This is a genomic window from Citrobacter sp. Cy070, from assembly GCF_030332245.1.
GTDB lineage: Bacteria > Pseudomonadota > Gammaproteobacteria > Enterobacterales > Enterobacteriaceae > Citrobacter > Citrobacter youngae.
The window spans coordinates 401,115-427,343 of sequence record NZ_JAOWIG010000091.1 but is presented as its reverse complement, the minus strand read 5'-3'; the positions used below and the strand labels follow the sequence as shown (position 1 = coordinate 427,343).

Annotated in this window: 21 protein-coding genes and 1 riboswitch; of the genes, 5 read left to right on the top strand and 16 right to left on the bottom strand. The window is 51.9% G+C overall.

Annotated elements, in window-relative coordinates; translation table 11 throughout:
- Positions 1-41 precede the first annotated feature (41 nt).
- From moaE to moaA, 5 genes are all read right to left on the bottom strand, one after another.
- Complete coding sequence (gene moaE, locus OGY19_RS23915; protein WP_061067572.1) at positions 42-494, bottom strand: molybdopterin synthase catalytic subunit MoaE; 453 nt, start codon at positions 492-494, stop codon at positions 42-44.
- A gap of 1 nt (position 495) precedes the next feature.
- A complete protein-coding gene (moaD, locus tag OGY19_RS23910; protein ID WP_048212212.1) occupies positions 496-741 on the bottom strand; it encodes a molybdopterin synthase sulfur carrier subunit in 246 nt (81 codons plus the stop codon).
- Positions 734-1,219, bottom strand: a complete 486-nt coding sequence (moaC, locus tag OGY19_RS23905) for a cyclic pyranopterin monophosphate synthase MoaC (protein WP_003035188.1) — start codon at positions 1,217-1,219, stop codon at positions 734-736. Before moaC ends, moaD begins: the two co-directional genes overlap by 8 nt.
- Positions 1,220-1,221: 2 nt before the next feature.
- Positions 1,222-1,734, bottom strand: coding sequence for a molybdenum cofactor biosynthesis protein B (moaB, locus tag OGY19_RS23900; RefSeq protein ID WP_286597324.1), 513 nt, complete (start codon positions 1,732-1,734; stop codon positions 1,222-1,224).
- A gap of 19 nt (positions 1,735-1,753) precedes the next feature.
- Positions 1,754-2,743, bottom strand: a complete 990-nt coding sequence (gene moaA, locus OGY19_RS23895; RefSeq protein ID WP_115602345.1) for a GTP 3',8-cyclase MoaA — start codon at positions 2,741-2,743, stop codon at positions 1,754-1,756.
- Positions 2,731-2,876: riboswitch (molybdenum cofactor riboswitch) on the bottom strand. (Overlaps the previous gene by 13 nt.)
- A 289-nt stretch (positions 2,877-3,165) precedes the next feature.
- On the opposite strand from moaA, the gene yvcK reads away from it, so the two are divergent.
- Positions 3,166-4,074 carry a uridine diphosphate-N-acetylglucosamine-binding protein YvcK gene (gene yvcK, locus OGY19_RS23890; protein ID WP_061067569.1) on the top strand — a complete coding sequence of 303 codons (909 nt, stop codon included), beginning with the start codon at positions 3,166-3,168 and terminating at the stop codon, positions 4,072-4,074.
- An 87-nt stretch (positions 4,075-4,161) separates the two neighbouring features.
- Here yvcK and uvrB read toward each other — a convergent pair whose 3' ends face one another.
- Positions 4,162-6,183 (bottom strand): excinuclease ABC subunit UvrB, encoded by a 2,022-nt coding sequence (gene uvrB / locus OGY19_RS23885; RefSeq protein ID WP_061067568.1) that lies wholly within the window; start codon positions 6,181-6,183, stop codon positions 4,162-4,164.
- Between the two features lie 768 nt (positions 6,184-6,951).
- On the opposite strand from uvrB, the gene OGY19_RS23880 reads away from it, so the two are divergent.
- On the top strand, positions 6,952-7,674 hold the full coding sequence (locus OGY19_RS23880; RefSeq protein ID WP_115602346.1) for an ABC transporter ATP-binding protein: 723 nt from the start codon (positions 6,952-6,954) through the stop codon (positions 7,672-7,674).
- Here the strand turns inward: OGY19_RS23880 and bioD are convergent.
- Genes bioD through bioB form a run of 4 tightly spaced genes read right to left on the bottom strand, consistent with a single transcriptional unit; the run spans position 7,640 to position 11,264 of the window.
- A complete protein-coding gene (gene bioD / locus OGY19_RS23875) occupies positions 7,640-8,338 on the bottom strand; it encodes a dethiobiotin synthase (RefSeq protein WP_061067566.1) in 699 nt (232 codons plus the stop codon). The genes OGY19_RS23880 and bioD overlap by 35 nt on opposite strands.
- Positions 8,301-9,086: a malonyl-ACP O-methyltransferase BioC gene (gene bioC, locus OGY19_RS23870; protein WP_286597320.1), complete on the bottom strand. Its 786-nt coding sequence runs from the start codon at positions 9,084-9,086 to the stop codon at positions 8,301-8,303. Before bioC ends, bioD begins: the two co-directional genes overlap by 38 nt.
- Complete coding sequence (gene bioF / locus OGY19_RS23865; RefSeq protein ID WP_286597318.1) at positions 9,070-10,227, bottom strand: 8-amino-7-oxononanoate synthase; 1,158 nt, start codon at positions 10,225-10,227, stop codon at positions 9,070-9,072. The genes bioC and bioF overlap by 17 nt, the downstream gene beginning before the upstream one ends.
- Positions 10,224-11,264 (bottom strand): biotin synthase BioB, encoded by a 1,041-nt coding sequence (gene bioB / locus OGY19_RS23860; RefSeq protein ID WP_286597316.1) that lies wholly within the window; start codon positions 11,262-11,264, stop codon positions 10,224-10,226. The genes bioF and bioB overlap by 4 nt, the downstream gene beginning before the upstream one ends.
- Positions 11,265-11,340: 76 nt before the next feature.
- On the opposite strand from bioB, the gene bioA reads away from it, so the two are divergent.
- Positions 11,341-12,630, top strand: coding sequence for an adenosylmethionine--8-amino-7-oxononanoate transaminase (gene bioA / locus OGY19_RS23855; RefSeq protein WP_286597314.1), 1,290 nt, complete (start codon positions 11,341-11,343; stop codon positions 12,628-12,630).
- A gap of 57 nt (positions 12,631-12,687) precedes the next feature.
- Positions 12,688-13,164, top strand: coding sequence for a kinase inhibitor (locus OGY19_RS23850; protein ID WP_142879563.1), 477 nt, complete (start codon positions 12,688-12,690; stop codon positions 13,162-13,164).
- 95 nt (positions 13,165-13,259) lie between these two features.
- Here OGY19_RS23850 and hutH read toward each other — a convergent pair whose 3' ends face one another.
- The 5 genes from hutH to hutI all read right to left on the bottom strand — a co-directional run bounded on the left by hutH (position 13,260) and on the right by hutI (position 19,572).
- Positions 13,260-14,780, bottom strand: a complete 1,521-nt coding sequence (gene hutH / locus OGY19_RS23845; RefSeq protein ID WP_199985066.1) for a histidine ammonia-lyase — start codon at positions 14,778-14,780, stop codon at positions 13,260-13,262.
- Between the two features lies 1 nt (position 14,781).
- On the bottom strand, positions 14,782-16,467 hold the full coding sequence (gene hutU, locus OGY19_RS23840; RefSeq protein WP_116361001.1) for a urocanate hydratase: 1,686 nt from the start codon (positions 16,465-16,467) through the stop codon (positions 14,782-14,784).
- Between the two features lie 136 nt (positions 16,468-16,603).
- On the bottom strand, positions 16,604-17,323 hold the full coding sequence (locus tag OGY19_RS23835; protein WP_003023059.1) for a histidine utilization repressor: 720 nt from the start codon (positions 17,321-17,323) through the stop codon (positions 16,604-16,606).
- 87 nt (positions 17,324-17,410) lie between these two features.
- Positions 17,411-18,352 (bottom strand): formimidoylglutamase, encoded by a 942-nt coding sequence (gene hutG, locus OGY19_RS23830; protein ID WP_115600751.1) that lies wholly within the window; start codon positions 18,350-18,352, stop codon positions 17,411-17,413.
- On the bottom strand, positions 18,349-19,572 hold the full coding sequence (gene hutI, locus OGY19_RS23825; protein ID WP_061067557.1) for an imidazolonepropionase: 1,224 nt from the start codon (positions 19,570-19,572) through the stop codon (positions 18,349-18,351). The genes hutG and hutI overlap by 4 nt, the downstream gene beginning before the upstream one ends.
- A 224-nt stretch (positions 19,573-19,796) precedes the next feature.
- On the opposite strand from hutI, the gene OGY19_RS23820 reads away from it, so the two are divergent.
- Complete coding sequence (locus tag OGY19_RS23820) at positions 19,797-21,080, top strand: putative acyl-CoA thioester hydrolase (RefSeq protein ID WP_115602348.1); 1,284 nt, start codon at positions 19,797-19,799, stop codon at positions 21,078-21,080.
- 47 nt (positions 21,081-21,127) lie between these two features.
- Here the strand turns inward: OGY19_RS23820 and OGY19_RS23815 are convergent, their stop codons facing one another.
- A complete protein-coding gene (locus OGY19_RS23815) occupies positions 21,128-26,032 on the bottom strand; it encodes an OTU domain-containing protein (protein WP_502873223.1) in 4,905 nt (1,634 codons plus the stop codon).
- Positions 26,033-26,229: the final 197 nt, after the last annotated feature.

The window sequence follows — 26,229 nt, the reverse complement described above, 5'->3', positions numbered from 1 at the left end:
GACAATCTCCTGAGTCAGTATGTGCCTAAACCAATTGTACTCTACCAGCGTTTTGCTGCTTGCTTATCGCTGTCGCGGGCGTCGACCCAACGTTCACCTTCTGGCGTGGCTTCGCGTTTCCAGAACGGCGCACGCGTTTTCAGGTAATCCATAATGAATTGCCCGGCATCAAACGCGCTACTACGATGTGCACTGGTCACACCGACAAAAACAATTTCATCGCCCGGCCACAGTTCGCCAATACGATGGATCACCGTTACCCGGCCCAGCGGCCAGCGCGAACGCGCTTCGTCGACGATTTCCGCCAGCGCTTTTTCGGTCATTCCCGGATAGTGTTCCAGCGTTAACGCCTTAACGCTGTCACCGAGATTGTGATTGCGCACTTTACCGGTGAAAGTGACTACCGCGCCGTCTTCATCGCGCTCTGCCAGCCAGGGATACTCATCCCCGACGCGAAACGGCGCATGGCCAACAACAATTCGCGTTTCAGCCATTTTAGCCTCCGGTTACCGGCGGGAAGAAAGCGACTTCATCACCCGCGTTAAGAGGATGATCAAAACTGACCAGCGTCTGGTTTACCGCCGCCAGCAGCTTGCCGTCTTCCAGCGCCAACGCCCAGCGATCGCCTTTGCCCGCCAGATGCTGGCGCAGCGCTTCTACCGTTGGAAATTCAGCCGTCATTTCTAGCGCATCGGTGTTGACCAGTTCGCGTACCTGAGCAAAGAAGAGAACCTTAATCATGTGCATCCACCTTAAAATCCCCCGACTTGCCGCCGCTTTTTGCCAGCAGACGCACCGGACCAATCACCATATCCTTTTGCACTGCTTTGCACATATCGTAGATGGTCAACGCCGCCACGGAGGCTGCTGTTAACGCTTCCATTTCAACGCCGGTTTTACCGGTCAGGCGACACAGCGTTTCAATCCGTACGCGATTGTGCTCCGGCTCGGCGTGAAGATTGACTTCGACCTTGCTCAGCATCAGCGGATGGCACAGCGGGATAAGATCCCAGGTACGTTTGGCGGCCTGAATACCCGCAATACGCGCCGTGGCGAAAACATCACCTTTATGATGACTACCATCGATAATCATCGCCAGCGTTTCGCTACGCATGGTCACGAATGCTTCAGCACGCGCCTCGCGTACGGTTTCCGCCTTGGCGGAGACATCCACCATATGCGCTTCGCCAGCGGCGTTAATATGAGTCAGTTGCGACATACTTATTTCTTCAAATGTGGGTGGAAATTACACGGACGCGTACGGGCATCAAGCTGCAGCGCAATGATATTTTCCCAGGCGGTACGACACGCTTTGGTCGACCCCGGCATGGCGAAAATCAGCGTTTTATTGGCCACCCCGGCAACCGCTCGAGACTGCAGCGTCGCGGTACCAATCTCTTCAAACGACAGCATACGGAAGACTTCGCCAAACCCTTCAACTTCTCTGTCAAACAGCGGCAGCAGCGCTTCCGGTGCCTGGTCCCCTTCGGTTAACCCAGTGCCGCCAGTAATGAGCACCACTTGCACATCGTCACTGGCAATCCAGGCTGAAACCTGAGCGCGAATCGCATAGCGGTTCTCTTTGACAATCGCCTTATCAACAATCTGATGACCCGCTTCCAGCGCCGAGTCGCGCAGATAATGGCCGGAGGTGTCATCTTCTTCGCCACGACGGTTGGAAACAGTAAGAATAGCAATGCGTGTCGGGATAAATTCAGCGCTTACCTGACTCATGAGAAACTCCTTTTAGCGATCAGCCGCCAATGTAAGATAAGTTTTGCGTAATACCGGTATTGTTCTGATGCAGGAAATGGGTCTGCTTTTTCTCCAGCAACGCGGCAGAGATACGTTCTTCAAGCGCAGCCTGCTGGGCGTCGTCGGTCAGCAAATCACGCAAGTTCACCCCGCCTTCACCAAATAAACACAGATGAAGTTTGCCGACGGATGAAACACGCAGGCGATTGCAGGTGGCGCAGAAGTCTTTCTCATAAGGCATGATCAGACCAATTTCACCGGCATAATCAGGATGACAGAAAACCTGAGCCGGACCGTCGCTGCGCTGGCGTAACTGGTGGATCCAGCCGCGCTTAAGCAGTTCATCGCGCAGTACCTGCCCGGAGATATGGTGTTTGCGGAAGAGAGAGCTGCCCTCACCCGTTTCCATCAGTTCAATAAAACGTAGCTGAATCGGCCGTGGTTGAACCCAGGCGAGGAAGGTGTCCAGTTGATGATGGTTTACGTCGCGCATCAGCACGGTGTTGACTTTCACTTTTTCAAAACCGGCATCGAAGGCGGCGTCAATCCCCGCCATCACCTGCTGAAACTTATCCTGCCCGGTAATGGCGTGAAACTGACGGGCATCCAGGCTGTCGACGCTGACGTTGAGCGCGGTCAGTCCGGCATCGCGCCAGGCAGCAGCATCGCGCGCCAGACGATAACCATTGGTGGTTACCGCAATCTGACGGATGGCGTCGTTTTCACGTACGGCAGCAATAATGTCGGTAAAATCGCGACGCAGTGACGGTTCGCCACCTGTCAGACGCACTTTTTCCGTTCCCAGGCTGGCGAACGCACGCGTGACGCGGCGAATTTCATCAACGGTCAGAAAGCCGTTATTAGTCACACCACCTGGCTTATAGCCATCTGGCAGACAGTAAGTGCAACGAAAGTTACACACATCGGTAATCGACAAACGCAAGTAGTAAAACTTACGCGCGAATGCATCGGTAAGTTGAGAGCCCATGTACACCTTTCCAAATACGGGAGGCGAAGTCATTTCTTCCTGCGCCCTGGTGACAATCGTATTCACGTATCGTCACGGCCAAAGCACCGTATCATTTGACCCAGGTGCAGAGGCTAGAGTGTTTATACTCGTCATGCTTCGAGTACATTGTGGTTATGCCGATACTAGCGTGTAAATGACACTTTTGCCATGTACACTTTCGCTGTATAAATATGTATATAGCGGCATGATCGTGCAATTTCGCTACAGAATAAGCAAAAACCATCGTTTTGCATTGATATACATCATCTTGCTATCAGGTGGATGTCGTCAGAAAGGGGTAGATCGCAGAAAATTATTTTCTGCAGATGGCGACTGGATAATTGCTGAAAACACGCTATTTACGTTACTGTAACGCCGATCAATTGATATCAGGAATAACTATGCGCACTCGTACGCTGGCAGATCTGGATCGCGTTGTCGCTCTCGGCGGAGGGCATGGATTAGGACGCGTTCTGTCGTCACTTTCTTCTTTAGGTTCACGCCTGACGGGCATCGTCACGACCACCGATAACGGCGGTTCCACGGGGCGAATTCGCCGTTCAGAAGGCGGTATTGCCTGGGGAGACATGCGGAACTGCCTCAACCAGTTAATTACCCAACCAAGCGTCGCATCGGCGATGTTTGAGTATCGTTTTGGCGGTAATGGCGAACTTTCCGGCCATAACCTCGGAAATCTGATGTTAAAGGCGCTCGATCACCTCAGCGTGCGGCCTCTGGAAGCCATCAATTTAATTCGTAGCCTGCTAAAAGTTGATGCACATTTAATTCCCATGTCAGAACTACCGGTGGACCTGATGGCGCTCGACGATCAGGGACATGAAGTGTATGGCGAAGTAAATATCGACCAGCTCACTACCCTGCCGCAAGAATTAATGCTCTCACCTAAAGTTCCCGCCACGCGAGAAGCGATTGAAACCATCGCGGAAGCGGACCTGATCCTGATAGGACCGGGGAGTTTTTATACCAGCCTGATGCCGCTATTGCTGCTTGACGAAATGGCGCAGGCATTGCGTCGCACACCGGCACCAATGGTTTATATCGGCAATCTGGGACGCGAACTCAGCCTGCCTGCCGCCAGCCTGACGCTTGCCGATAAGCTGGCCATCATTGAGCAATATGTTGGTAAGAAGGTGATTGATGCGGTGATTGTCGGACCAAAAGTCGATGTTTCGGCCATGACCGACCGCATTGTGATTCAGGATGAACTGGAGGCCAGCGATATTCCCTACCGTCATGACCGTCAATTGCTGCATAGCGCGCTGGAGAAAGCGGTGCAGGCGTTAGGTTGAACGTATTTGCCTGATGCGCTGCGCTTATCAGGCCTACAGGTACGCTTGTAGGCCTGATAACGGGTCTCCCCGCCATCCGGCATCGCGTTAAGACGCCGCGATAAACAGCTCGCGCAGTTGATGCAACTGGTCGCGGATCGTCGCGGCCTCTTCGAACTCAAGGTTCTGCGCATGCTGCATCATCTGGCCTTCTAACTCGTGAATCTTCTGCTGCAGCGCTTTCGGCGTCATGTCCAGCTCAACAACCTCGGATTTCGCCCCGGCACGCGACTTCCCTTTACCTTTCGCTTTGGTCTTCGCAATATTCTGACCCAGCGCCAGAATATCGACCACTTTCTTGTTCAGCCCCTGTGGCGTAATACCGTGCTCTTCGTTATACAGTTGCTGTTTCTCGCGACGACGTTCGGTTTCACCAATGGCCTTCGCCATCGATGCGGTAATTTTATCGCCATAGAGAATCGCTTTACCGTTGATGTTACGCGCCGCTCGACCTATGGTCTGGATAAGCGATCGTTCCGAACGCAGGAACCCTTCTTTGTCCGCATCCAGAATCGCCACCAGAGAGACCTCAGGCATGTCCAGGCCTTCTCGCAACAGGTTGATACCAACCAGCACGTCAAACTCGCCCAGGCGCAAATCACGAATGATTTCCATACGTTCCACGGTATCGATGTCGGAGTGCAGATAGCGCACCCGCTCGCCGTGTTCTTCGAGGTATTCGGTGAGATCCTCCGCCATGCGTTTGGTGAGCGTTGTGACCAGCACACGTTCGTTAATCGCCGCACGGGTGCGGATCTCCGACAGCAGGTCATCAACCTGCGTCGCCACCGGGCGCACCTCAATGACCGGATCCAGCAGGCCGGTCGGTCGTACCACCTGATCGACCACTTCATCACCGGATTTCTCCAGCTCATAGTTGCCCGGCGTCGCCGAAACGTAGATAGTTTGCGGAGCCAGCGCCTCGAACTCTTCAAATTTGAGCGGACGGTTATCCAGCGCCGACGGCAGACGGAATCCGTATTCGACCAGGGTCTCTTTACGCGCCCGGTCGCCACGGTACATGCCACCAATTTGCGGAATCGTAACGTGAGATTCATCCACCACCAGCAGGCCATCGGCAGGCAGGTAATCAAACAGCGTCGGCGGCGGCTCGCCAGGGCCGCGCCCGGACAGATAGCGGGAGTAGTTTTCAATCCCCGAGCAGTAACCCAGCTCGTTCATCATTTCCAGATCGAACTGCGTACGCTGGCTTAAACGCTGTTCTTCTACCAGTTTGTTGTTCGCCAGCAGGATTTTGCGGCGCTCCGCCAGCTCGACTTTAATTTCTTCCATTGCCTGCACGATACGTTCGCGCGGCGTCACGTAGTGGGTTTTCGGGTAAATGGTGAAGCGCGAAATAGTGGATTCAACCTGCCCGGTTAGCGGGTCGAACAGCGACAAGCGCTCAACTTCTTCATCAAACAGTTCAACACGCAGCGCGATATCGTCAGATTCGGCCGGAAAGATGTCGATCACCTCACCACGCACGCGGAACGTCCCGCGCTGGAATGCCTGATCGTTACGCGTGTATTGCAGTTCAGCAAGCCGGCGCAGGATCGCGCGCTGGTCGATAATCATCCCCACCGTCAGATGCAACATCATCTTCAGATACAGATCCGGATCGCCCAGACCATAGATCGCGGAAACAGAGGCCACCACCACCACATCCCGCCGTTCAAGCAGGGCTTTGGTCGCCGACAAACGCATCTGTTCAATGTGTTCGTTTACCGACGCATCTTTCTCGATAAAAGTATCAGAGCTCGGGACATAAGCCTCCGGCTGATAATAGTCGTAGTAGGAGACGAAATATTCCACTGCGTTATCCGGGAAGAACTCTTTCATCTCACCGTACAACTGGGCTGCGAGGGTTTTGTTAGGGGCCAGCACCATCGTCGGACGCTGTAAATCCGCAATCACGTTGGCAATAGTGAATGTTTTCCCCGACCCCGTCACCCCGAGCAGCGTCTGATGCGCCAGACCATCCTCCAGCCCTTCTTCCAGGCGACGAATCGCCTCAGGCTGATCGCCAGAGGGTTTAAAAGCGGAATTCAGTTTGAACGGTTTACTCATGAGCAGCTACCTGAAGCAATGGGCGGGCAGGTGTGTAATTTTACTCGCAGCAGTATATTTTGCCAGTAAAATATACTGGATGAAAAAACAGTAACGCACCAGAATATTTCTGTTACGCCATCAGAATGCCCGTCAGAGCAGGCTAAAATTTTGGCGCTGGCGAGATAAAACACCAGTAAAAATGTGTTATCCCCAAACCAATGACTTTTTTAACATTTGTCAAGACGGCAGATGAAAGTTTTATGGCAACGCATGACACTTCCGCGACAGCCATTGCTTTTATCTAACATTCTGTATTTCAATAACTATTCTCTCGAGCCGTCTTTCGCATCAATTTAGTCGCAGGCCGCGTCTTCTCTCGCTTACATTGTGTTTTCTAACTCTAATACACAAGGTTATCCACAGGAATAGTGGATAACTGCCTCCAGCCCGTGCTGACTGCCGCCTGGCAAAAACACCGACTTGCTCTTTTCGGGTGGGATAAAAAAAAATTATCGCCATTTTTTTATATTTATCAGCCAACGGAGCCCTGGAGGCTGTCGAGATCTTGCTCGCATTTTCACCATTTACCTGCCTGCACCATCCCGACGCGACCAGGCACTGGCAATGTGCGCAAAATTAACCCGGATCGTTAAAAACCAGACATCGCTGCCGATGGATCACGCTATCCCGCTGTTTTTCGCGCATTTCCCATTTGTGGCAAGAGATTTGCAATTTTCTTCTGCTCCCCGGCCTGTCGGGCGGATAACTTCATGATGGAGAAAACCTATGTTGAGTCTTCGCGCAGTGAATCACTATTACGGTAACCAGCACACGCTATGGGATGTGGATCTCGACCTGCAGCCCGGCAAGTGTACTGGTGTGCTGGGACTTCCGGGGATGGGGAAAACGACGCTGGCCAATTGCATCATCGGCAATTTGCCTATCGAAAGCGGTACGATGGTCTGGCATCAGGCAGGCGCGCCACCGCGCGATCTGAGTCCGATCCCGGCGGCAAATCGCATTGCGCTGGGTATTAACTCCGTTTCACAACAGAGACGGATTTTTTCGCAACTGACGGTCGAGGAAAATCTGCATATTGCACGCCAGGCGGTTGAAGAAAGCGAAACAATGAACAGCAGCGATATATACCGCCTCTTCCCACAGTTGTACAGTCTGCGTCAGACCAAAGGGGTTGCCTTATCAGAGGATAATCAGCACCAGCTCGCACTCGCCAGCGCGCTGGTTACACGCCCACGCCTGCTAATCCTCGATGAGCCTACGCGAGGAACGGGCCAGGCGTATATCCACAAGCTGGGGAACCTGATTGTGAGGCTAAGCCAGGAGTTGGGCATCGCCATAATGCTCGCAGAGCAAAGCCTGCCGTTTATTCGTCGGGTCGCTGATTGCTATTGCCTGTTACATCGCGGACGCAATGTGGCCCAGGGACAACTGGCGCAGCTCAGCGACCCGTTGCTTAACGACTGGATGGCGCCAGAGGCAAAACGCTAAGGTCGAGATAGTGCCCTGTCGTTGCGCGTTCTGGCTCGTCCTCCAGCCATGGGATTTCCCCCAGCAGCGGAGCCGGAATCGCGCGTTTCAGCGTTGCCATATATTCAGCATGGCGTTTCCCTGGCGGAGTCACATCATTGGCGACCCACCCCGCCAGCGTCAACCCAGCCTGTTGTACCGCTTGCGCAGTCAGAATGGCATGGTTGATGCAGCCAAGCTTGACGCCAACCACCATAATCACCGGCAGTTGTTCTGTTTGTACCCAGTCAGAAAAACTCAGCGTGGGTGAAAGCGGCGTAAACCAACCGCCAGCGCCTTCCACCAGCACCCAGTCAGCCTGCTCTTCCAGCTTACGTAACCCCGCAGACATCACTGAGGCCTGAATAGGGCGACCTTCGTCAGCGCTGATGATATGCGGTGACGTGGGTTCGGCAAAGGTATAGGGATTGATTGCCGTATAGTGCACTGCCACAGCGCTGTTGCGCTGTAATGCCAGAGCATCGCTATTACGCAGACCCTCAGCCGTTATTTCACTACCGGACGCCACGGGCTTATAGCCGACCGTTCGATAACCCAATTGCCCCGCGGCCTGCAGGAGCGCACAGCTGGCAATTGTTTTACCAACCTCAGTGTCCGTCCCGGTGACAAAATACGTTCTGGTCACGTTGAATTACTCCTAAAAAAAGTTGATACGTCAGCGGGTATTTTCCCTGTACAGAGGGCCAGGCTAACTGTAACTGCTGCAGCTGTGAACGGGTCAGCACACGCTGCTCGCGTCCATCATGGAGATGCGTCGCACCGATCCCTTTGAGCGAGCGCATGGCGCTCAACGCGTCGTCAAACCACAGTGTCACCGGATGAAGCTGATACTCGACGTCCCAGCCATGCAGAGCCTTTTCAAGTTGCTCCACGGGCAAGAAACGGTTGGTGTGCTCCCGGTCATCTACCGCTTGCCACGCCCGGCGTAATTCCGGCATCGAGCCGTGTGCCAGGGTACTAAACGCCACCGTGCCTCCGGGGCGCACAACCCGGCAAAGCTCACTTAACGCGCCGTGTAAATCGCTGCACCACTGCACCGCCAGATTGCTCCAGGCCAGGTCAAAAGTGGCAGCGTTTTGAGGGATGGCTTCAATATCCGCCAGCAGATAGTGGTGGGCGGCATTTTGCCGCTGTGCCTCTGCCAGCATTTGTTCAGAAAGATCCAGTGCGCTGACTTCGCTTCCCTGCTCACACCAGTAGCGACTCATGCGCCCTGGGCCGCACCCCGCATCCAGTACCCGTGCATAATCCCGTTCACCAAGCAGCGCCAGCAAGGCGTCGGCGCTTTGGCACTGTAGCCCGGCATGTTGTTCATAGTGGGAAGCGGCGCGTCCAAATGCAGCAGCAATGGCCTGCTTATTGACCTGCGCCATGCAGCACCTCCAGCAAGCGGTCGATATCCTGGCATTCATGCGCCTGCGTCAGCGTCAGCCGTAATCTGGCGGTGCCGACCGGTACCGTAGGAGGCCGGATGGCGGTCACCCAACAACCTTGGGCGCGTAAAACCTCCGCCAGTTGCAGTGCTTTATGGTTATCGCCCACGATCAATGGCTGGATGGCACTGTCTGAGTTTGCCAGCGTGAAATCCGCAATATCCAGGCCAGCACGAAAACGTTGGATCAGCATGGCCAGTTTTTCCCGGCGTTCATCGCCCTCACGGCTGCGGATCACCGCCAGCGCGGCGCGTAAGGCCTGCGCCTGCGCCGGAGGCATGCTGGTGCTGTAAATCAGGTGACGGGCAAACTGCAGCAGATAATCGGCCACGCTGTCTGAACACAGGATTGCCGCGCCGCTGACGCCAAATCCTTTCCCGAAGGTCACCACTAACAGCTCAGGTTTCACCTGCTGTCGGAAGCATGAGCCGCGCCCTTCCTCACCGCTAACGCCTATACCGTGGGCATCATCCACCAGCAACCACGCATTCTGGCGTTGCGCCTCAGCGTGAATTTCCGCCAGCGGTGCGCTGTCGCCATCCATGCTGAACACGCCTTCGGTCACCACCAACTGCTGCCCCAGACAGGGGGCAGACAGCAGACGAGCCAAATGTTGCGGGTCGTTATGGGTAAAACGGCGTAACACGGCGGGACTCAGACTGGCCGCTTCCAGCAACGACGCATGGCTGAGGCGGTCGGCGACAATCCGGTCATCTTTTCCCATCAACGCTGTGATCACCGCCTGGTTGGCGGCGAAACCGGAAATGAACAGCAATGCTCGTGAATAACCCAGCCATTGCGCCAGTTCGTCTTCCAGCGCCTGATGCGCGATGGAATAGCCGCTAACATGGCCTGAACCCCCGCTGCCGACGCCAAAACGTTCAGCCCCCTGCTGCCAGGCACAGACTATCTGCGGATGGTGACTCAACCCCAGATAATCGTTACTGGAAAAATTCAGATACTGACGCCCCTCGGCCAACAACCAGCGCCCTGCCCCCTGTGTCACCACATAGCGGCGACGCAGAGCATCAGCAGAACGACGCAAAGTGAGCGCATCGTCAATTTTTTGCTGCCAGGTCATACGGTTGCCGCGTTGTAGTAGTCGTCTGTATCCGGGGTGCGCAACGCCTGCTCCAGACGTTGCTGCTGTTCGTTATCGCCCGCCAGTACCGCCGTTTGCTGCGGATTCAGACCGAGTTTGCGGAATAAAAGCAGATCTTTGTCTTCGTTCGGGTTGGGTGTAGTGAGCAGTTTGCAGCCGTAGAAAATCGAGTTGGCCCCGGCCATAAAACACATTGCCTGGGTCTGTTCGTTCATCTGCTCGCGCCCGGCAGAAAGACGCACGTACGAGGTCGGCATCATGATGCGCGCGACGGCGATAGTACGAATAAAATCAAACGCATCCACATCGTCGTTATCGGCAAGCGGCGTGCCCTTTACTTTCACCAGCATGTTGATGGGGACGCTTTCCGGTGGTGTGGGTAGGTTCGCCAGTTGCAGCAGCAGGCCCGCGCGGTCGGTCACCGTTTCACCCAGCCCCACAATCCCGCCAGAGCAAACTTTAATCCCCGCCTCACGCACTTTATCCAGCGTATCCAGGCGCTCCTGATACGAACGGGTGGTAATGATATTGCCGTAAAATTCCGGCGAGGTGTCGAGGTTGTGGTTGTAGTAGTCCAGACCCGCATTGGCCAGGCGCTGGGCCTGAGATTCGTCCAGCGTGCCCAGCGTCATACAGGCTTCCAGCCCCAGTTCTTTCACGCCCTGAACCATTTGTTCCAGGTACGGCATATCGCGTTCGTGCGGGTTCTTCCACGCCGCGCCCATGCAAAACCGCGTTGAACCGGCTTGTTTCGCCTTACGTGCAGAGTCCAGAACCTGCTCAACTTCCATCAGACGCTCGGTTTCCAGACCGGTTTTATAGCGGGAACTTTGCGGGCAGTATTTGCAGTCCTCCGGACAGGCACCGGTTTTAATCGACAGCAGCGTACTCACCTGTACCTGCCGCGGATCAAAATGCTGACGGTGCACTTGTTGCGCTTCAAACAGCAGATCCAGCAGGGGTTTTTCAAATAATTCGGCGACTTGCGACATTGTCCAGCGAGAAGAATGAGCCATATTGATATACGTTTCGTTGTCAGTTTGGTGTAGACTCGTAAACCTAAATCTTTTTAATTTGGTTTACAAGTCGATTATGACAACGGACGATCTTGCGTTTGACCAACGCCATATCTGGCACCCTTACACCTCCATGACCTCCCCGCTACCGGTTTATCCAGTGGCCAGTGCCGAAGGTTGTGAACTGCTATTAGCCAACGGTGAGCGGCTGATTGACGGTATGTCGTCCTGGTGGGCGGCGATCCACGGTTACAATCACCCGCAGCTGAACGCCGCGATGAAAACGCAGATTGATGCCATGTCGCACGTGATGTTTGGCGGCATTACCCATGCCCCGGCTATTGCGCTGTGTCGCCAGTTGGTGGCGATGACGCCCGAGGCGCTGGAGTGCGTTTTTCTCGCGGATTCTGGTTCGGTCGCCGTGGAAGTTGCGATGAAAATGGCGCTGCAATACTGGCAGGCCAAAGGTGAATCCCGTCAGCGTTTCCTGACGTTTCGTAACGGTTATCACGGCGATACTTTCGGCGCAATGTCGGTCTGCGATCCCGACAACTCGATGCACAGTCTGTGGAAGGGTTATCTGCCGGAGAACCTGTTTGCGCCCGCCCCGCAAAGCCGCATGGGCGGCGAGTGGGACGAACTGGATATGGTACCGTTCGCCCGCCTGATGGCCGCACATCGCCACGAAATTGCGGCGGTGATCCTTGAACCAATCGTACAAGGCGCTGGCGGCATGCGTATGTATCACCCCGAATGGTTAAAACGCATCCGTAAAATGTGTGACCGGGAAGGCATTTTGCTGATTGCCGATGAAATCGCCACCGGATTTGGTCGCACCGGCAAAATGTTTGCCTGTGAACACGCCGATATCACCCCGGATATTTTGTGCCTTGGCAAAGCGTTAACCGGCGGAACGATGACCCTTTCCGCCACCCTGACCACCCGCCAGGTCGCGGAAACCATCAGCAACGGTGAAGCCGGATGTTTTATGCACGGCCCGACTTTCATGGGCAATCCACTGGCCTGCGCCGTCGCCTCCGCCAGCCTGTCGTTACTCGAAACCGGCGAGTGGCGCTCGCAGGTAGCGAACATAGAAGCGCAGCTGCGGGCAGAGCTCACCCCGGCGGCTGATTCCCGTTGGGTCGCCGACGTGCGCGTGCTTGGTGCCATCGGCGTCATCGAAACCACACATCCGGTGAATATGGCCGCTTTACAGAAGTTCTTTGTCGAACAGGGCGTGTGGGTAAGACCGTTTGGTAAGCTCATTTATCTGATGCCGCCGTACATCATCAAGCCCGAACAACTGCGTCGTCTGACCCAGGCCGTCAACGAGGCTGTGCGCAATGCAACATTTTTTAGCGATTAATCAGCGGTAAGCTCTACGGTTTCTGGCTACACTTTTTGGCTAACGAGAGGAGTCAGCATGAAACTAATCAGTAACGATCTGCGCGATGGCGAAAAGCTTCCTCATCGCCACGTCTTTAACGGCATGGGATATGACGGGGATAATATTTCCCCGCATCTGGCATGGGATGATGTGCCCGCCGGGACTAAAAGCTTTGTCGTGACCTGTTACGATCCTGATGCGCCAACCGGCTCCGGCTGGTGGCACTGGGTGGTGGTAAATCTGCCTGCAGATACCCGGGTTTTACCACAAGGTTACGGCTCGGGGCTGGTTGCGTTGCCGGATGGCGTGATTCAGACCCGTACGGATTTTGGTAAAGCCGGTTATGGTGGCGCTGCGCCGCCGAAAGGGGAAACCCATCGCTATATCTTTACGGTTCACGCACTGGATGTGGAGCGTATTGATGTCGATGAGGACGCCAGCGGCGCGATGGTTGGATTTAACGTCCATTTCCACTCGCTCGCCAGCGCTTCTGTTACCGCATTATTTAGCTAAGTTCTGTTGTGCCGGATGTCGGCTTAGCCTCATCCGGCCTACAAAGCAGACCGTAGGCCTGATAAGACGCGTCAGCGTCGCCATCAGGCAATTTTCTACAGAAATTCGGGCAGCAATTTCAGCAACGTTCCTTGTGCTAACAGTTCGGTCGCGCACTCGATATCCGGGGCGAAAAAGCGATCCTGCGTGTAATGGGCAACCTGCTCGCGTAAAGCCTGGCGCGCCTGCTCCAGCAGCGGGCTTGAGGTTAACCCTTCACGCAGGTCAATCCCCTGACACGCCGCCAGCCACTCTACGGCAATCACGCCGCGCGTATTTGCTGCCATCTCCCACAGTCTGCGCCCCGCCGCCGGAGCCATAGATACGTGATCTTCCTGGTTGGCGGACGTCGGTAAACTGTCTACGCTGTGCGGATGCGCCAGCGCTTTGTTCTCGCTCGCCAGCGCGGCAGCCGTGACTTGAGCAATCATAAAGCCGGAGTTCACCCCACCGTTTTTCACCAAAAACGGCGGCAGTTGCGACATGTGTTTATCCATCATCAGCGCAATACGTCGCTCCGACAACGAGCCGATTTCGGCAATCGCCAGCGCCAGATTATCTGCCGCCATCGCCACCGGTTCAGCATGGAAGTTACCGCCGGAAATGACATCCCCCTCTTCGGCAAATACCAGCGGGTTGTCGGAAACCGCGTTGGCTTCGACCAGCAGAACATCCATCACCTGGCGCATTTGCGTCAGACACGCCCCCATCACCTGCGGCTGACAGCGCAGAGAATACGGATCCTGCACTTTCTCACAGTTATGATGCGACTGCGAAAGCGCGCTGGTGTCAGTTAATACGTGACGATACAGCGTCGCGGCATCAATCTGCCCACGCTGTCCTCGTGCGGCATGAATACGGGCATCAAACGGACGACGAGAGCCCAGCACGGCTTCGGTGGTCAGCGCCCCGCACACCGTTGCAGACGCGAACAGCTCCTGAGCTTCAATTAATCCGCGCAGCGCAAAGGCGGTGGACGCCTGAGTTCCGTTGAGCAGCGCCAGCCCTTCTTTCGCCTCCAGCGTAATCGGCTCCAGCCCGGCCTTTTTCAGCGCTTCGGTCGCCGGGAGCCATTCCCCCTGCCAGCGCGCCTTCCCTTCTCCGAGCAGCGTCAAAGACATATGCGCCAGCGGCGCCAGGTCACCCGATGCCCCCACTGAGCCTTTCGCCGGGATCAGTGGATACACCTCGGCATTCACCAGCGCAATCAGCGCTTCAATCACGCTCAGGCGAATACCGGAAAAACCGCGCGCCAGGCTGTTGATTTTCAGCACCATAATCAGACGCACCATCGCGTCGTCCAGCGCCTCGCCGACACCTGCCGCATGGGAAAGCACCAGCGAGCGCTGCAAATTTTGCAAATCTTCCGTGGCGATACGGGTCTGGGCCAGCAGGCCAAAGCCGGTATTAATGCCATACGCCGTACGGCCTTCAGCGACAATATTATTGACGCAGGCGACGCTGGCGTTGATAGCATCAATCGCGGCAGCATCGAGGCTCAGTTTGACCGGCTGCTGCCAGATGTCGCGTAGTTGCACAAAGCTCAGATGACCCGGTGTTAATGTCATGGTGTTCATATCAGCGTTTCTCCTGCGTCGCAGCAATCATCGGCAAATTCAGCCCTTCTTCGACGGCGCATTCCACCGCAATGTCATATCCGGCGTCGGCGTGACGCATCACCCCGGTCGCCGGATCGTTATGTAAGACCCGGGCGATACGCGCCGCGGCTTCATCGGTGCCATCGCAAACAATCACCATCCCGGCATGCTGAGAGAAGCCCATACCGACCCCACCACCGTGATGCAACGACACCCAGGTCGCGCCGCTGGCGGTATTAAGCAGCGCGTTCAGCAGCGGCCAGTCGGATACGGCGTCTGAACCGTCGCGCATCGCTTCGGTTTCGCGGTTCGGGCTGGCAACGGAGCCAGAGTCCAGATGGTCACGGCCAATAACAATCGGCGCGGACACTTCGCCGCTACGTACCATTTCGTTAAACGCCAGCCCCAGCTTTTGCCGCCATTCCAGCCCGACCCAGCAGATACGCGCCGGTAAACCCTGGAAATTAATCCGCTCACGCGCCATATCCAGCCAGTGGTGCAGATGCTTATCGTCAGCCACGATCTCTTTCACTTTGGCATCGGTTTTATAAATATCCTGCGGATCGCCGGAAAGCGCCACCCAACGGAACGGGCCAATGCCGCGACAGAACAACGGTCGAATGTAAGCAGGTACGAAGCCGGGGAAATCAAAAGCGTTTTCCACGCCCATCTCTTTAGCCATCTGGCGAATGTTATTGCCGTAATCAAACGTCGGCACGCCCATTTGGCTAAACGCCAGCATCGCCTCAACGTGCGTTGCCATTGAACGTTTCGCCGCCTGCACCGTGCCCTGCGGATCGGACACCGCTTTTGCCTGATACTCATCCCAGCTCCAGCCGGACGGCAGATAACCGTGCAGCGGATCGTGGGCGCTGGTCTGGTCGGTGACCATGTCCGGGCGCACGCCGCGCTTAACCAGTTCCGGCACAACGTCAGCAGCGTTCGCGCATAGCGCAATGGAGACCGCTTTACCCTCGCGAGTGTACTTATCGATTCGCGCCAGCGCATCGTCCAGTGAGGTGGCCTGCTCGTCCACGTAACGGGTACGCAGACGGAAATCGATCCGGCTCTGCTGGCATTCAATATTCAGCGAACACGCACCCGCAAGCGTTGCAGCGAGGGGTTGCGCACCACCCATGCCGCCCAGCCCGGCGGTCAGAACCCAGCGTCCGCTCAGGTTACCCTGATAATGCTGACGCCCGGCCTCAACGAAGGTTTCATAAGTGCCCTGTACGATGCCCTGACTGCCGATGTAGATCCAGCTCCCGGCGGTCATCTGGCCGTACATCGCCAGCCCTTTGGCATCCAGTTCATTAAAGTGTTCCCAGGTAGCCCAATGTGGCACCAGGTTGGAGTTGGCAATCAGCACGCGCGGTGCGTTGTCGTGAGTTTTAAATACGCCTACCGGTTTTCCGGACTGGACCAGCAGCGTCTCATCGGTCTCCAGTTTGGTCAGCGCGTTGATGATGGCGTCATAGCACTCCCAGTCCCGCGCGGCCCGGCCAATCCCACCGTACACCACCAGCTCATGCGGATTTTCCGCCACATCGGGATCCAGATTATTCATTAACATGCGCAGCGGCGCTTCAGTCAGCCAGCTTTTGGCCGTTAAGGTGGTGCCGCGTGGGGCACGAATATCCTGCTGACGATATTTGCTATGGGACATGACAGAAAACTCCTCGCGAACGTCGGATAGATAAGTAACATATACTTGTCTATACAAGTCACCGCAAGGATGATTTTAACAATTAAGATACATTTTTATTATATTGCGTCAGCAATCACGGTTTTCATGTCCTGTATCAGGACATAAACCGCCCTTGCAGGCGATAGCGGGAACCCGGGAACAGCAAACGGGCATGAGAGACAATAGAAGACGCAGACCAGGTCTTGCGGCGGATCAGCAGGCAGGGATCGTGTTCTTTGATATTCAGCAGCGCGCACTCTTCAGCGCTGGCACGTACCGCTTCAACAATATGCTCACCTTCCGTTAAAGGGGCTATCAGCGACAGGTAAGCGTGTGGCGTAGTCTGGCTGTAATCCTGCGCCAGATACTCCGGCACAATTTCGGCATTCACGCAGCGATCTTCAATCTGTACTGGCAGATCGTTCTCGTAGTGCACCATGACAGAGTGAAAAATAGAGGTGCCTTCTTTGACGTTTAATACCAAAGCCTGCTGCGCGTTTGCCCGGGTTCTTTCCAGCGTCAGCACTTCGCACCGGTGCTGATGCTGACGGGCGTTGATTTCATCCGCGATGCTGCGAATTTCAAACAGCGCGGACTGGCCTTTTGGCTCGGCGACAAACGTCCCCACGCCCTGCAAACGCACCAGTAAACCTTCATCCGTTAACTCACGCAGCGCCCGGTTGATGGTCATGCGGCTGAAACCATACTGCGCCACCAGCTCTGCCTCAGACGGAATGCGATCGTGAGGTTGCCAGATACCGCTGGCAATTTTTTCGCTGATCTCCTGTTTGACCTTTTCGTAAAAAGGAGCCGGAGCAGAACGGGATGGGAGCATGCGTGAGCCTTCCTTAAGCTGAAAATGTGAGTGGGTACAGTTTACAGGCATTACCCGAACCTGATAAGCGCAACGCCATCAGGTATGTCAGTGCCACCAGTGGGCGATTTGCCAGCCTAATCGCGCCGCAACCCGCGCAGCCCTGCCATCATCATCAAAACGCGGGTTAAACTCAACCATATCTACCGCCTGGAGTTTACCGCTGCGACAAAGAGGTTCAATCAGCCCCAACAACGTCGCCAGCGGGACACCCAACGCGGCAGGCGCGGATACGGCGGGCATTTCCCACACCGGCAGCACGTCGAGGTCGATTGTCAGATAGATGACATCCATGTTTGCAACAAATTGCGCCAGCTGCGCCTGCGCCGTATCACAATGCAGATCCTCCACTACGGTCACACCGAGCCGCTGGGCCTCATCCCACAGCGCCTGGGTATTCGCTGCCCGACTGACGCCAACGCAGGCGTAATGAAATTCACGCTGCTGTTGCTCACAGAGGTGCGCCAGTTGACGAAACGGCGTACCGGAAGTGGGTTGTTCGGCGTAGCGTAGGTCCAGGTGCGCATCGAGGTTAACAATCCCCACTTTTGCCTGCGGGAAGGCATCCAACACCCCTGCACCATGCGCAAATGCCGTTTCATGTCCCCCGCCCAACACGAAGGTGCGCATCTCCGCCTGCAGGCAACGCTGCACCGCTGTACGCAGCGCCTGCTGAGCACCTTCAAGGTCGGGAGCCTGGGCCACAATGTTTCCCAAATCGACCAACCGTTGATGACCCGCGTGACTGGCTAAATTGGCCAGTGCTTTACGCAGCGCGTCCGGCGCTCCGGCGGCTCCCGTGCGTCCCTGATTACGTTTAACGCCTTCGTCGCAGGCAAACCCGAGCAGTGCTATCTGCTCAGCGTGCATTTCCGGGGAAAACGCCGGGCTCAGCATGATAGTCTGAAACAGACGCAGCGCAGTCGGCGATTCGGCCCGGTCATCACGTCCCTGCCACAGCGCAGGAGAAGCGGGTTGCCAGTTGGTCATAATGGTTGCCCTTTAAATACACGCTGATAGATTGGGTTGCGACCAGGTTCATAGAGAATTTCGACCGGGAGTTCGGCATCCCACACCACAAAGTCGGCCACAAACCCCGCTTTCAGTTGACCGTGAGTGGCATGACGCCCCAGCGCGCGGGCAGCATGACGGGTTACCCCCGCCCATGCCTCTTCCGGCGTTAAGCCAAACTGTACACAGGCCATATTCATCGCCCAGTGCAGGCTAATAAACGGGCTGGTGCCGGGGTTGTAGTCGGTCGCCACCGCCATCGGAACCTGATACTGACGTAATAACTCGACTGGCGGATGCTGTTTCTCTTTGAGGAAATAAAAAGCGCCGGGCAATAGCACACCGACCGTACCGCTTTGGCTCATCGCCGCCACGCCCGCTTCATCCAGATATTCAATGTGATCGGCGGATAAGCCGTGATAGCGGCTTACCAACTGCGCCCCGCCCAGTAATGACAGTTGTTCGACATGACCTTTAACCGGGATACCCAACGCCTGCGCGGCCTGAAAGACGCGTTCGCTCTGCGCCAGCGTAAAGCCCACGGTTTCACAGAACAGGTCAACGGTTTCAAATAAACCCTGTTCCCACAACTGCGGCAAAATAGTCTCGCAAACCAGCGTAATGTAGCTATCGGGATCATCGCGATACTGCGCCGGTGTGGCATGTGCAGCTAACAGCGTTGGGCTTATTTCGACGGTATTTTCTGCCGCCAGCGCAGCCACGACGCGTAAAATTTTCTCTTCTGTCGGCAAATCCAGACCGTAGCCGGATTTTATTTCCAGCAGCGTAACACCTTCTTTGATCAGCTGTTCCATCCGCTGATGGGCTACCTGTAAGAGTTGTTCATCGGAGGCGCTGCGCGTCGCCGACACGGTGGCATTAATCCCCCCACCCTGAGCGCTTATCTGCTGGTAGGAGACACCATTTAGCCGCTGCTCCCATTCACCTGCGCGGTTTCCGCCAAAGACAAGATGCGTATGGCAATCAATCAGGCCAGGCGTAATCAGCCTGCCCTGCATATCAAAAGTATTGTCATGTGTGAGATATAACGATGATTCCGGGACGATATCGCGAATCTTGCCCTGGCGGACGATCAGCGCATGACCATCCACCAGCCCATACGGGGTATCACGTTCAGGATCCATGGTCGCCAGGCGGACATTACGCCAGATAGCATCATCAGGGAAAAATTGCTGCATTCGACTCACCACTTGTCATAGGTTGTATAGACATTTATTTTGCATCCTGTGGATGTTGTCAACCTGAAGGACCAAAATTGTTATCTAATTGTGATATAAGGACTCTCTACACCCGAGATTGTTGCTATAAAAAACAACTTTTTACCTTTTCACCTTCCCGTTTCGCTCAACTTAGTATAAAAAAGCAGGCTTCAATGGATAACTTTCAAAGCCCGGAGCAACCTGTGAACATTTCATCAGTTTCCCGTCTGGCGCTGGCTATGGCTTTTGGCGTGACGCTGACTGCCTGTAGCTCTACACCGCCCGATCAAATTCCTTCCGATCAGACCGCGCCAGGAACGTCTATGCGCCCGATTCTGTCGGCCAATGAAGCGAAAAATTTCGTCGCTGCGCACTATTTTTCCGCACTGACGCCAAACACTGCGCCGTGGGGCCCCTCTTCTATTACTTTGCCCGCGCAGCCTGACTTCGTCGTTGGCCCGGCAGGCACCCAGGGCGTGACGCATACCAGCATTCAGGCCGCGGTTGATGCGGCAATCATTAAACGTACCAACAAACGTCAGTACATCGCGATTATGCCAGGTGAGTATCAGGGCACGGTCTACATCCCGGCAGCAACGGGAAGCCTGACGCTGTACGGTATGGGCGAAAAACCGCTGGATGTGAAAATTGGCCAGGCTATTGATGGCGAAATGAGCACCGCGGACTGGCGTCGTACGGTGAACCCAGGCGGTAAATATATGCCGGGTAAACCTGCGTGGTATATGTATGATAATTGCCAGAACAAGCGCGGAACCAACATCGGCGTGATGTGTTCTGCTGTCGTCTGGTCGCAGAATAACGGCCTGCAATTGCAGAACCTGACCATCGAAAATAACCTCGGTGACAGCGTTGATGCGGGTAATCACCCGGCCGTTGCGCTGCGTACCGATGGCGATAAAGTGCAGATCGACAAGGTTAACATTCTGGGACGTCAGAACACCTTCTTCGTGACCAACAGCGGCGTACAAAACCGTCTGGAAAACGATCGTCAACCGCGTACTCTGGTAACCAACAGCTACATTGAAGGCGATGTGGATATTGTTTCTGGTCGCGGCGCGGTGGTGTTCGATAACACCGATTTCCGCGTAGTGAACTCCCGCACCCAGCAGGAAGCGTACGTGTTTGCACCGGCAACCCTGTCCAACATCTACTACGGTTTCCTCGCCACTAATAGCCGCTTTACTGCAGCAGGCGATGGCGTCGCGCAGTTGGGTCGCTCGCTGGATGTCGATTCGAACACTAACGGTCAGGTGGTTATCCGCGACAGCGTGATTAACGAAGGCTTTAACATGGCGAAACCCTGGGCTGACAGCGTTATCGCAAAACGCCCGTTTGCCGGGAACACCGGTACGGAAGATGACAAAGGTGAAATTCAGCGCAACCTGAACGACACCAACTTCAACCGCATGTGGGAATACAACAACCGCGGTATTGGTAGCAAAGTGGTCGCAGAACCGAAGCAGTAACAGCGAAAAGGGATGGCTTACTGCCATCCCTGAACATGCCTATCTACTTATTGCACCAACACTGCCCGGTTGCTGTAAAGGCGGTTGAGTTCTTTTCTGCTGAGTCCGCGTTCTGAAGCCTTGCTTTGAGGTAAATCATCTGCGGGCTGTACATCGACAGTTTCTTTTGTTTTTGTTCTGGATTCTTTATATTCTTTCACAAGACTGAACAGTTTTTCAGAATGCGTTTTAAGGTCTCCATTCTGCATCTGTTTAATTCCAACTTCATCATGAGCATTAAAAAATGCCGTAACAAACCTATCGAAATTGTCTTCCAGATGTACTTTTGTCATGGCATTGAGATCGTCACCCTTCATTGCAGCATCATCATTCATTGCAATTCGATTTAACATCGCCGCCGCAGAATGAAAAAGACAGTTACCATCACCGTTTACCTGAACAGATTTCATTGATGATGGGCTAAAGCCATCATAATGTCCATCTTCTAAAAATACGAAAATATCCTTGTTAGTTTCCAACTCCGTCTCTATCTTTAATCCTCTATATACTAATTTCCAGTCAAGGTCAACACGACCAAGAAGTCCTCCATTACCATGCCCACCGTTCAAAACATGGAGACGAATACCTTCACTTTCCAAATATGAGTAAAGAGCTAAAACAGCTATTTCGCCATCAATTTGTGAATGGAACTTATTAAAATCAATTTCATTGAGAATTTCTTTCTTCAAAAAAATTTCTTTTTTAGTTAACGCAACTTCAGGATTAGAAATTTTGACAGTTTGCGGCACTTCAGATGCACTATTGTCTACACGATATTTCTCCCCGATAAGTTCCATCACACTCGAGTTTACATCATCCGTGGATATCCCGGATTCATCATGGCGTTTAATGTTGTCGGTATTCTGGCTACTTCCTACTACTTGTTCATTTTTTTTAATAGAAGCTTCATTGCTGTTGCTGATAAGCGAACGGGGGGACTCCTGCAGACGGCGGATTTCCCGGCCACTCACCGTTTTCTTTATTGCATTATTTTCTTGCAATAATTGAGATGGCTCCTGGGATGGCAGCGGTAACGCCTGCGCCACGTTTTCGTTTACTGGTGACGACGCTGATTTCAAAGCGTTTTCTAATAAAACTGACTTATCACCTGGCATAGTGGCGCCAACTTTTCCTTCATGGACTTTTAAGCTATTATATCTCATATCATTAAAATAATAGTAACCTCCGTTATCTAATGATTTTTTAGTATCTGGATGACATTGGTCAAAAGCAAAATTTCCAGACGGAAATAGTCTTTTTCCTGATGTCAATATCTTAGTACTAAAGCCCGATAACTCTAGCTGTTCAAAAATATTGTCCATAGACTCTTTATTGTCACTACTGATAACGACATCATCTTTTTGATAATGCATTGTGCCATTGCCATTCCTTATACTTTCAAATTTCTTTATTAAACACTCAGAGGGGATCTGCAACTGAGTGTCATTAAATAAACTAGATTTTTTCATTACACCTTTAACGTCAGTAGGTTTATCCTCCGGATTACTAGCTTGTAAAAAAATAGAGTCTACAGGGATCTCAAATGGAGTATCAAAAAACAAAGAAATATAAGTAGGTTCGTCATCCTTATCAATACCAATATTATGACGACCTTTAATGAAATTAATACCCACCGTGGTATCATTCACTAGATAACACGGTGGCAACGACCGCATAACACCTGGAAGCATTGCACTAGCAAAAGCATCATACTTTCCATCTTTTAATTGTAATCCTTTTTCTAAAAGAACGTTCTCAATCAGATCATCACGCTCTCTTTTAATCATTGCCATCTGTGCATTGATTTTTCGCATCTCACTGTCATAAAATTCAGGATTAGTACGTGAAAAGGATTTTAATTTTCTTATTTCGATGGATTTCTCTTGTAATTTTTTATTCCGACTTGATACGAGTTCTGTAATTTGTTGAATGTACTGCTTGCCGTACTTTTGATCCAACTCAGCCTTGGGATTTTTAGTATCAATGCTTAATACAACATCAGATTGCTGAAAATAATCATTGAACTCACGAACAAAAAACCTTACATCAGCAACATAATTTTCTTCCTTGGTTTTAACGGCAGCAAAAAAATCTTTTTTTTCTGATTCATTCATTGTCCTGATAATTTCATATTTTTTATTTTCAGGGATCATTTTTTTTACAGCGATAATATCCTTTTTACTATATCCATCTGGAAAAACCTCAGGTAAATTTGTTAAAACAAAATTTCTTTTATAAGTACAACCTGGAATGGTATCAATTTTACCCTTCACCCCTGGTATTTTAAGATGCCCCGATCCTGATATTGGTGTATATTCTGTCGCATCTTCATTATACTTACCATTTGAATCATAAAAATATTTAATCTGTACAAGCAAATTCTTTTGCTTCTGCAATTCTGTGACGGTCATACCGTTTTCAGTAAACTCAACATCTTTGAATGGGATATTTATTTTTTCAAAAATTGACTTTTGCTCTTTAATTTCTTCAAGCAACTGTTTTCTTTCAGCTCTGTCAGAGGTTTTCCTGGCCATTTCCTCAAGAGCATTTACATTTTTTAACGTATATACTTTATTATTAAAGGTGATTTTAAACTCAGGAGTATTCGGCCCCTCTGGAACAGTCGATACATTTGATGCAAGGGTTTTATTACCGGAATGTAACCCAACAATCGGCTTATCTTCTATAGACTCACTGGATTGACTCACTGCAGCTTCAGTTGCCTGCGTATCGATCGACTTGTCTTCCACTTCAGATTCACTAGCCCGCCCCATTTCCTCTTCGCTTGACAACATATCGATAAACAAATCTTTCTCAACCTGCTCACTGGTTTGACCTACTACTGCATCGGTTGCCAACAGATCAATAATCGAGCCTTCCACTACAGACTCACTGGATTGACTCACTGCAGCTTCTGTTGCCTGCGTATCAACAACATGCTCACTCACTTCAGGCTGACTGAGTTGCCCTACTGTAGCGTTAGTTTTTGCATTTTGCGGTAAATCACTAGCCCATTTTAGAAACTCATTAATTCTTTTTGCCTGTTTCTCAGTTGCGAGACATTGTTCTTTAGATTCTTTATTCTGATTATGGCTTACCGCCGTTCCGTTTACAGATGTTAATTTATCGTCATTAAGCGAGCGGATCTCTCTAAGCGCATGTGATGAAAATGTAAAATCAGCGCCTTTTATATCGACCATTTTTTCTATTGAAGAAAGCAAATACTTTAACTGGCTTTCTCTGGTGATTGCCAGATGATGATATTTCCTGGCCAATTCCCTGTTGGCCGATGTATGTTCTTTACCTGAATACGAGGCATACTTATCCCATGCAACAGTGGATTCTTGCTGTAAAAAAAGGACTTTATCTTTCAGAGATAATTGATTGTAATAGGACTTCACTACCGAAGAGGTTTTTGCAGCTTCCTTAACTGTCAAGGTCTCAATATGGTTGTCCAACCATGCGATTTGCTGCCTTGAACTTTCTCGCTCATACTTGTTTTTAAGCTCGTGAAGCCCAGATATCTTGCTATCTCTCAATTCCCTGAGCGTATTAATACCTTTCTGTGAAAACTCATTTTCTACATTATTGTTTTTAAGACACACCGCAACCATACTCGCCATACTACCGGGTTCTGCTCCGGTGATATTTTTCAATTCTATTTTAAGCGAGATAATTTCTTTACGATACGTTTTATTTTTTAACAGATTCAACTGTCTGGCTAGTTTACCTATCTCTTGTCCGTATTCTGACGTTTTGGCATCATCATCCGAGAAACCATTATGTTCCAGATGATTGAGTAAATCCTTTTCCTTTCGTTTCAGTTCACGCTTAATTTTTTTAGGGTTTATCGATGCCAACTCCTCCAGGCTGGAAATAGCACTCTTGATATTTTCCGCTCTCACTCTCGAAGAGACCGTCTTAACATCTTGTATTCCGCTAAAATCATTACTGTTCACCATGTTACCCAGAACTGTTCGATAGTCAGAATTAGCGTAAACAGTATTAATATACAGCTTGAATTTCTCACCATTATAAATCGTCGGAAGATATTTCGCCGCATCAGCTTTAGATATAAACTTGAGATGCCCTTCTTTAACCAAATTCTCAATAACGGCACAACGGAGTTTATCTTTTTCTGTCCAGCCTTCCATGGATTTTGCAGACCAGTCCGCACACAGTGCATCCATCCCTTTAGTGTAGTTTTTTTTACTGATAAATCGCGTTAGAGCCTGAGAATCTGCATGGCGTTTACTTTGTTCTAGCGATTCCCAATTTTTACCATTAGAGTTACGGAACATTGAATTGATATTATTCTGCAAATGATACAGCTTATCCTTTCCAAAAGACTCTTTAACATCAGCATCTGTTCCTATACCTATAACCCTGGCAGGAACACCACTACCAAATTCATGAATAAGAGAGTTTATACATTCACTGATTTTATTCTCTTGAAAAGATTTTGATGTATCCAGAAATGTGGGGAAGTAAGTCTGTAACGATTCCTTTCCATATAATACACCGAGAGGAAGTTCATTTTTTTCGTTAAGAATGATATTCTGGTTCTTCTCACGGATAAATAACTTTAAATTCGCAATATTGTTTGATTTGTCAAAAGTGCTATATTCCGCCTCAGGTTCCTGCCAGGCAATTATATTACCCCATGAAATGTTCTTACCGTTATATTGAATTCCTTTAGCACTGATTAATTTATTTCCTTTACTATCGGTGGCACTATCAGCAATGAGTGTCATTCTTTCTTTTCTGTCTAACGTTCTGGCAAATGTAGTCCCCCCATCCTTCTCGACCAATGAATAGTGGACCAGAGGGTTACCAACATGTTTAGCAGGCACATGTAAGTTAAGGGTCCCCTTGCCATCACCGCTGCCAGAGTTAAGGGTCAAGGTCCCCATGACACTAACCTGCGCTTTTAGAGGCACCTCAATAGTGACCGTCGTATCACTTTTCGTTCGACAATCAGTGATACGTCGAACGGCGTGACATGTTTCAGCTCTGGAAAGTTTTTGGTCTGATGGATTAGATACAGATTTAATTTTATCCCTAAAGTTGTCTACCGTGTTGTTTCTGTATAATCGTTTCGGAATTGAGT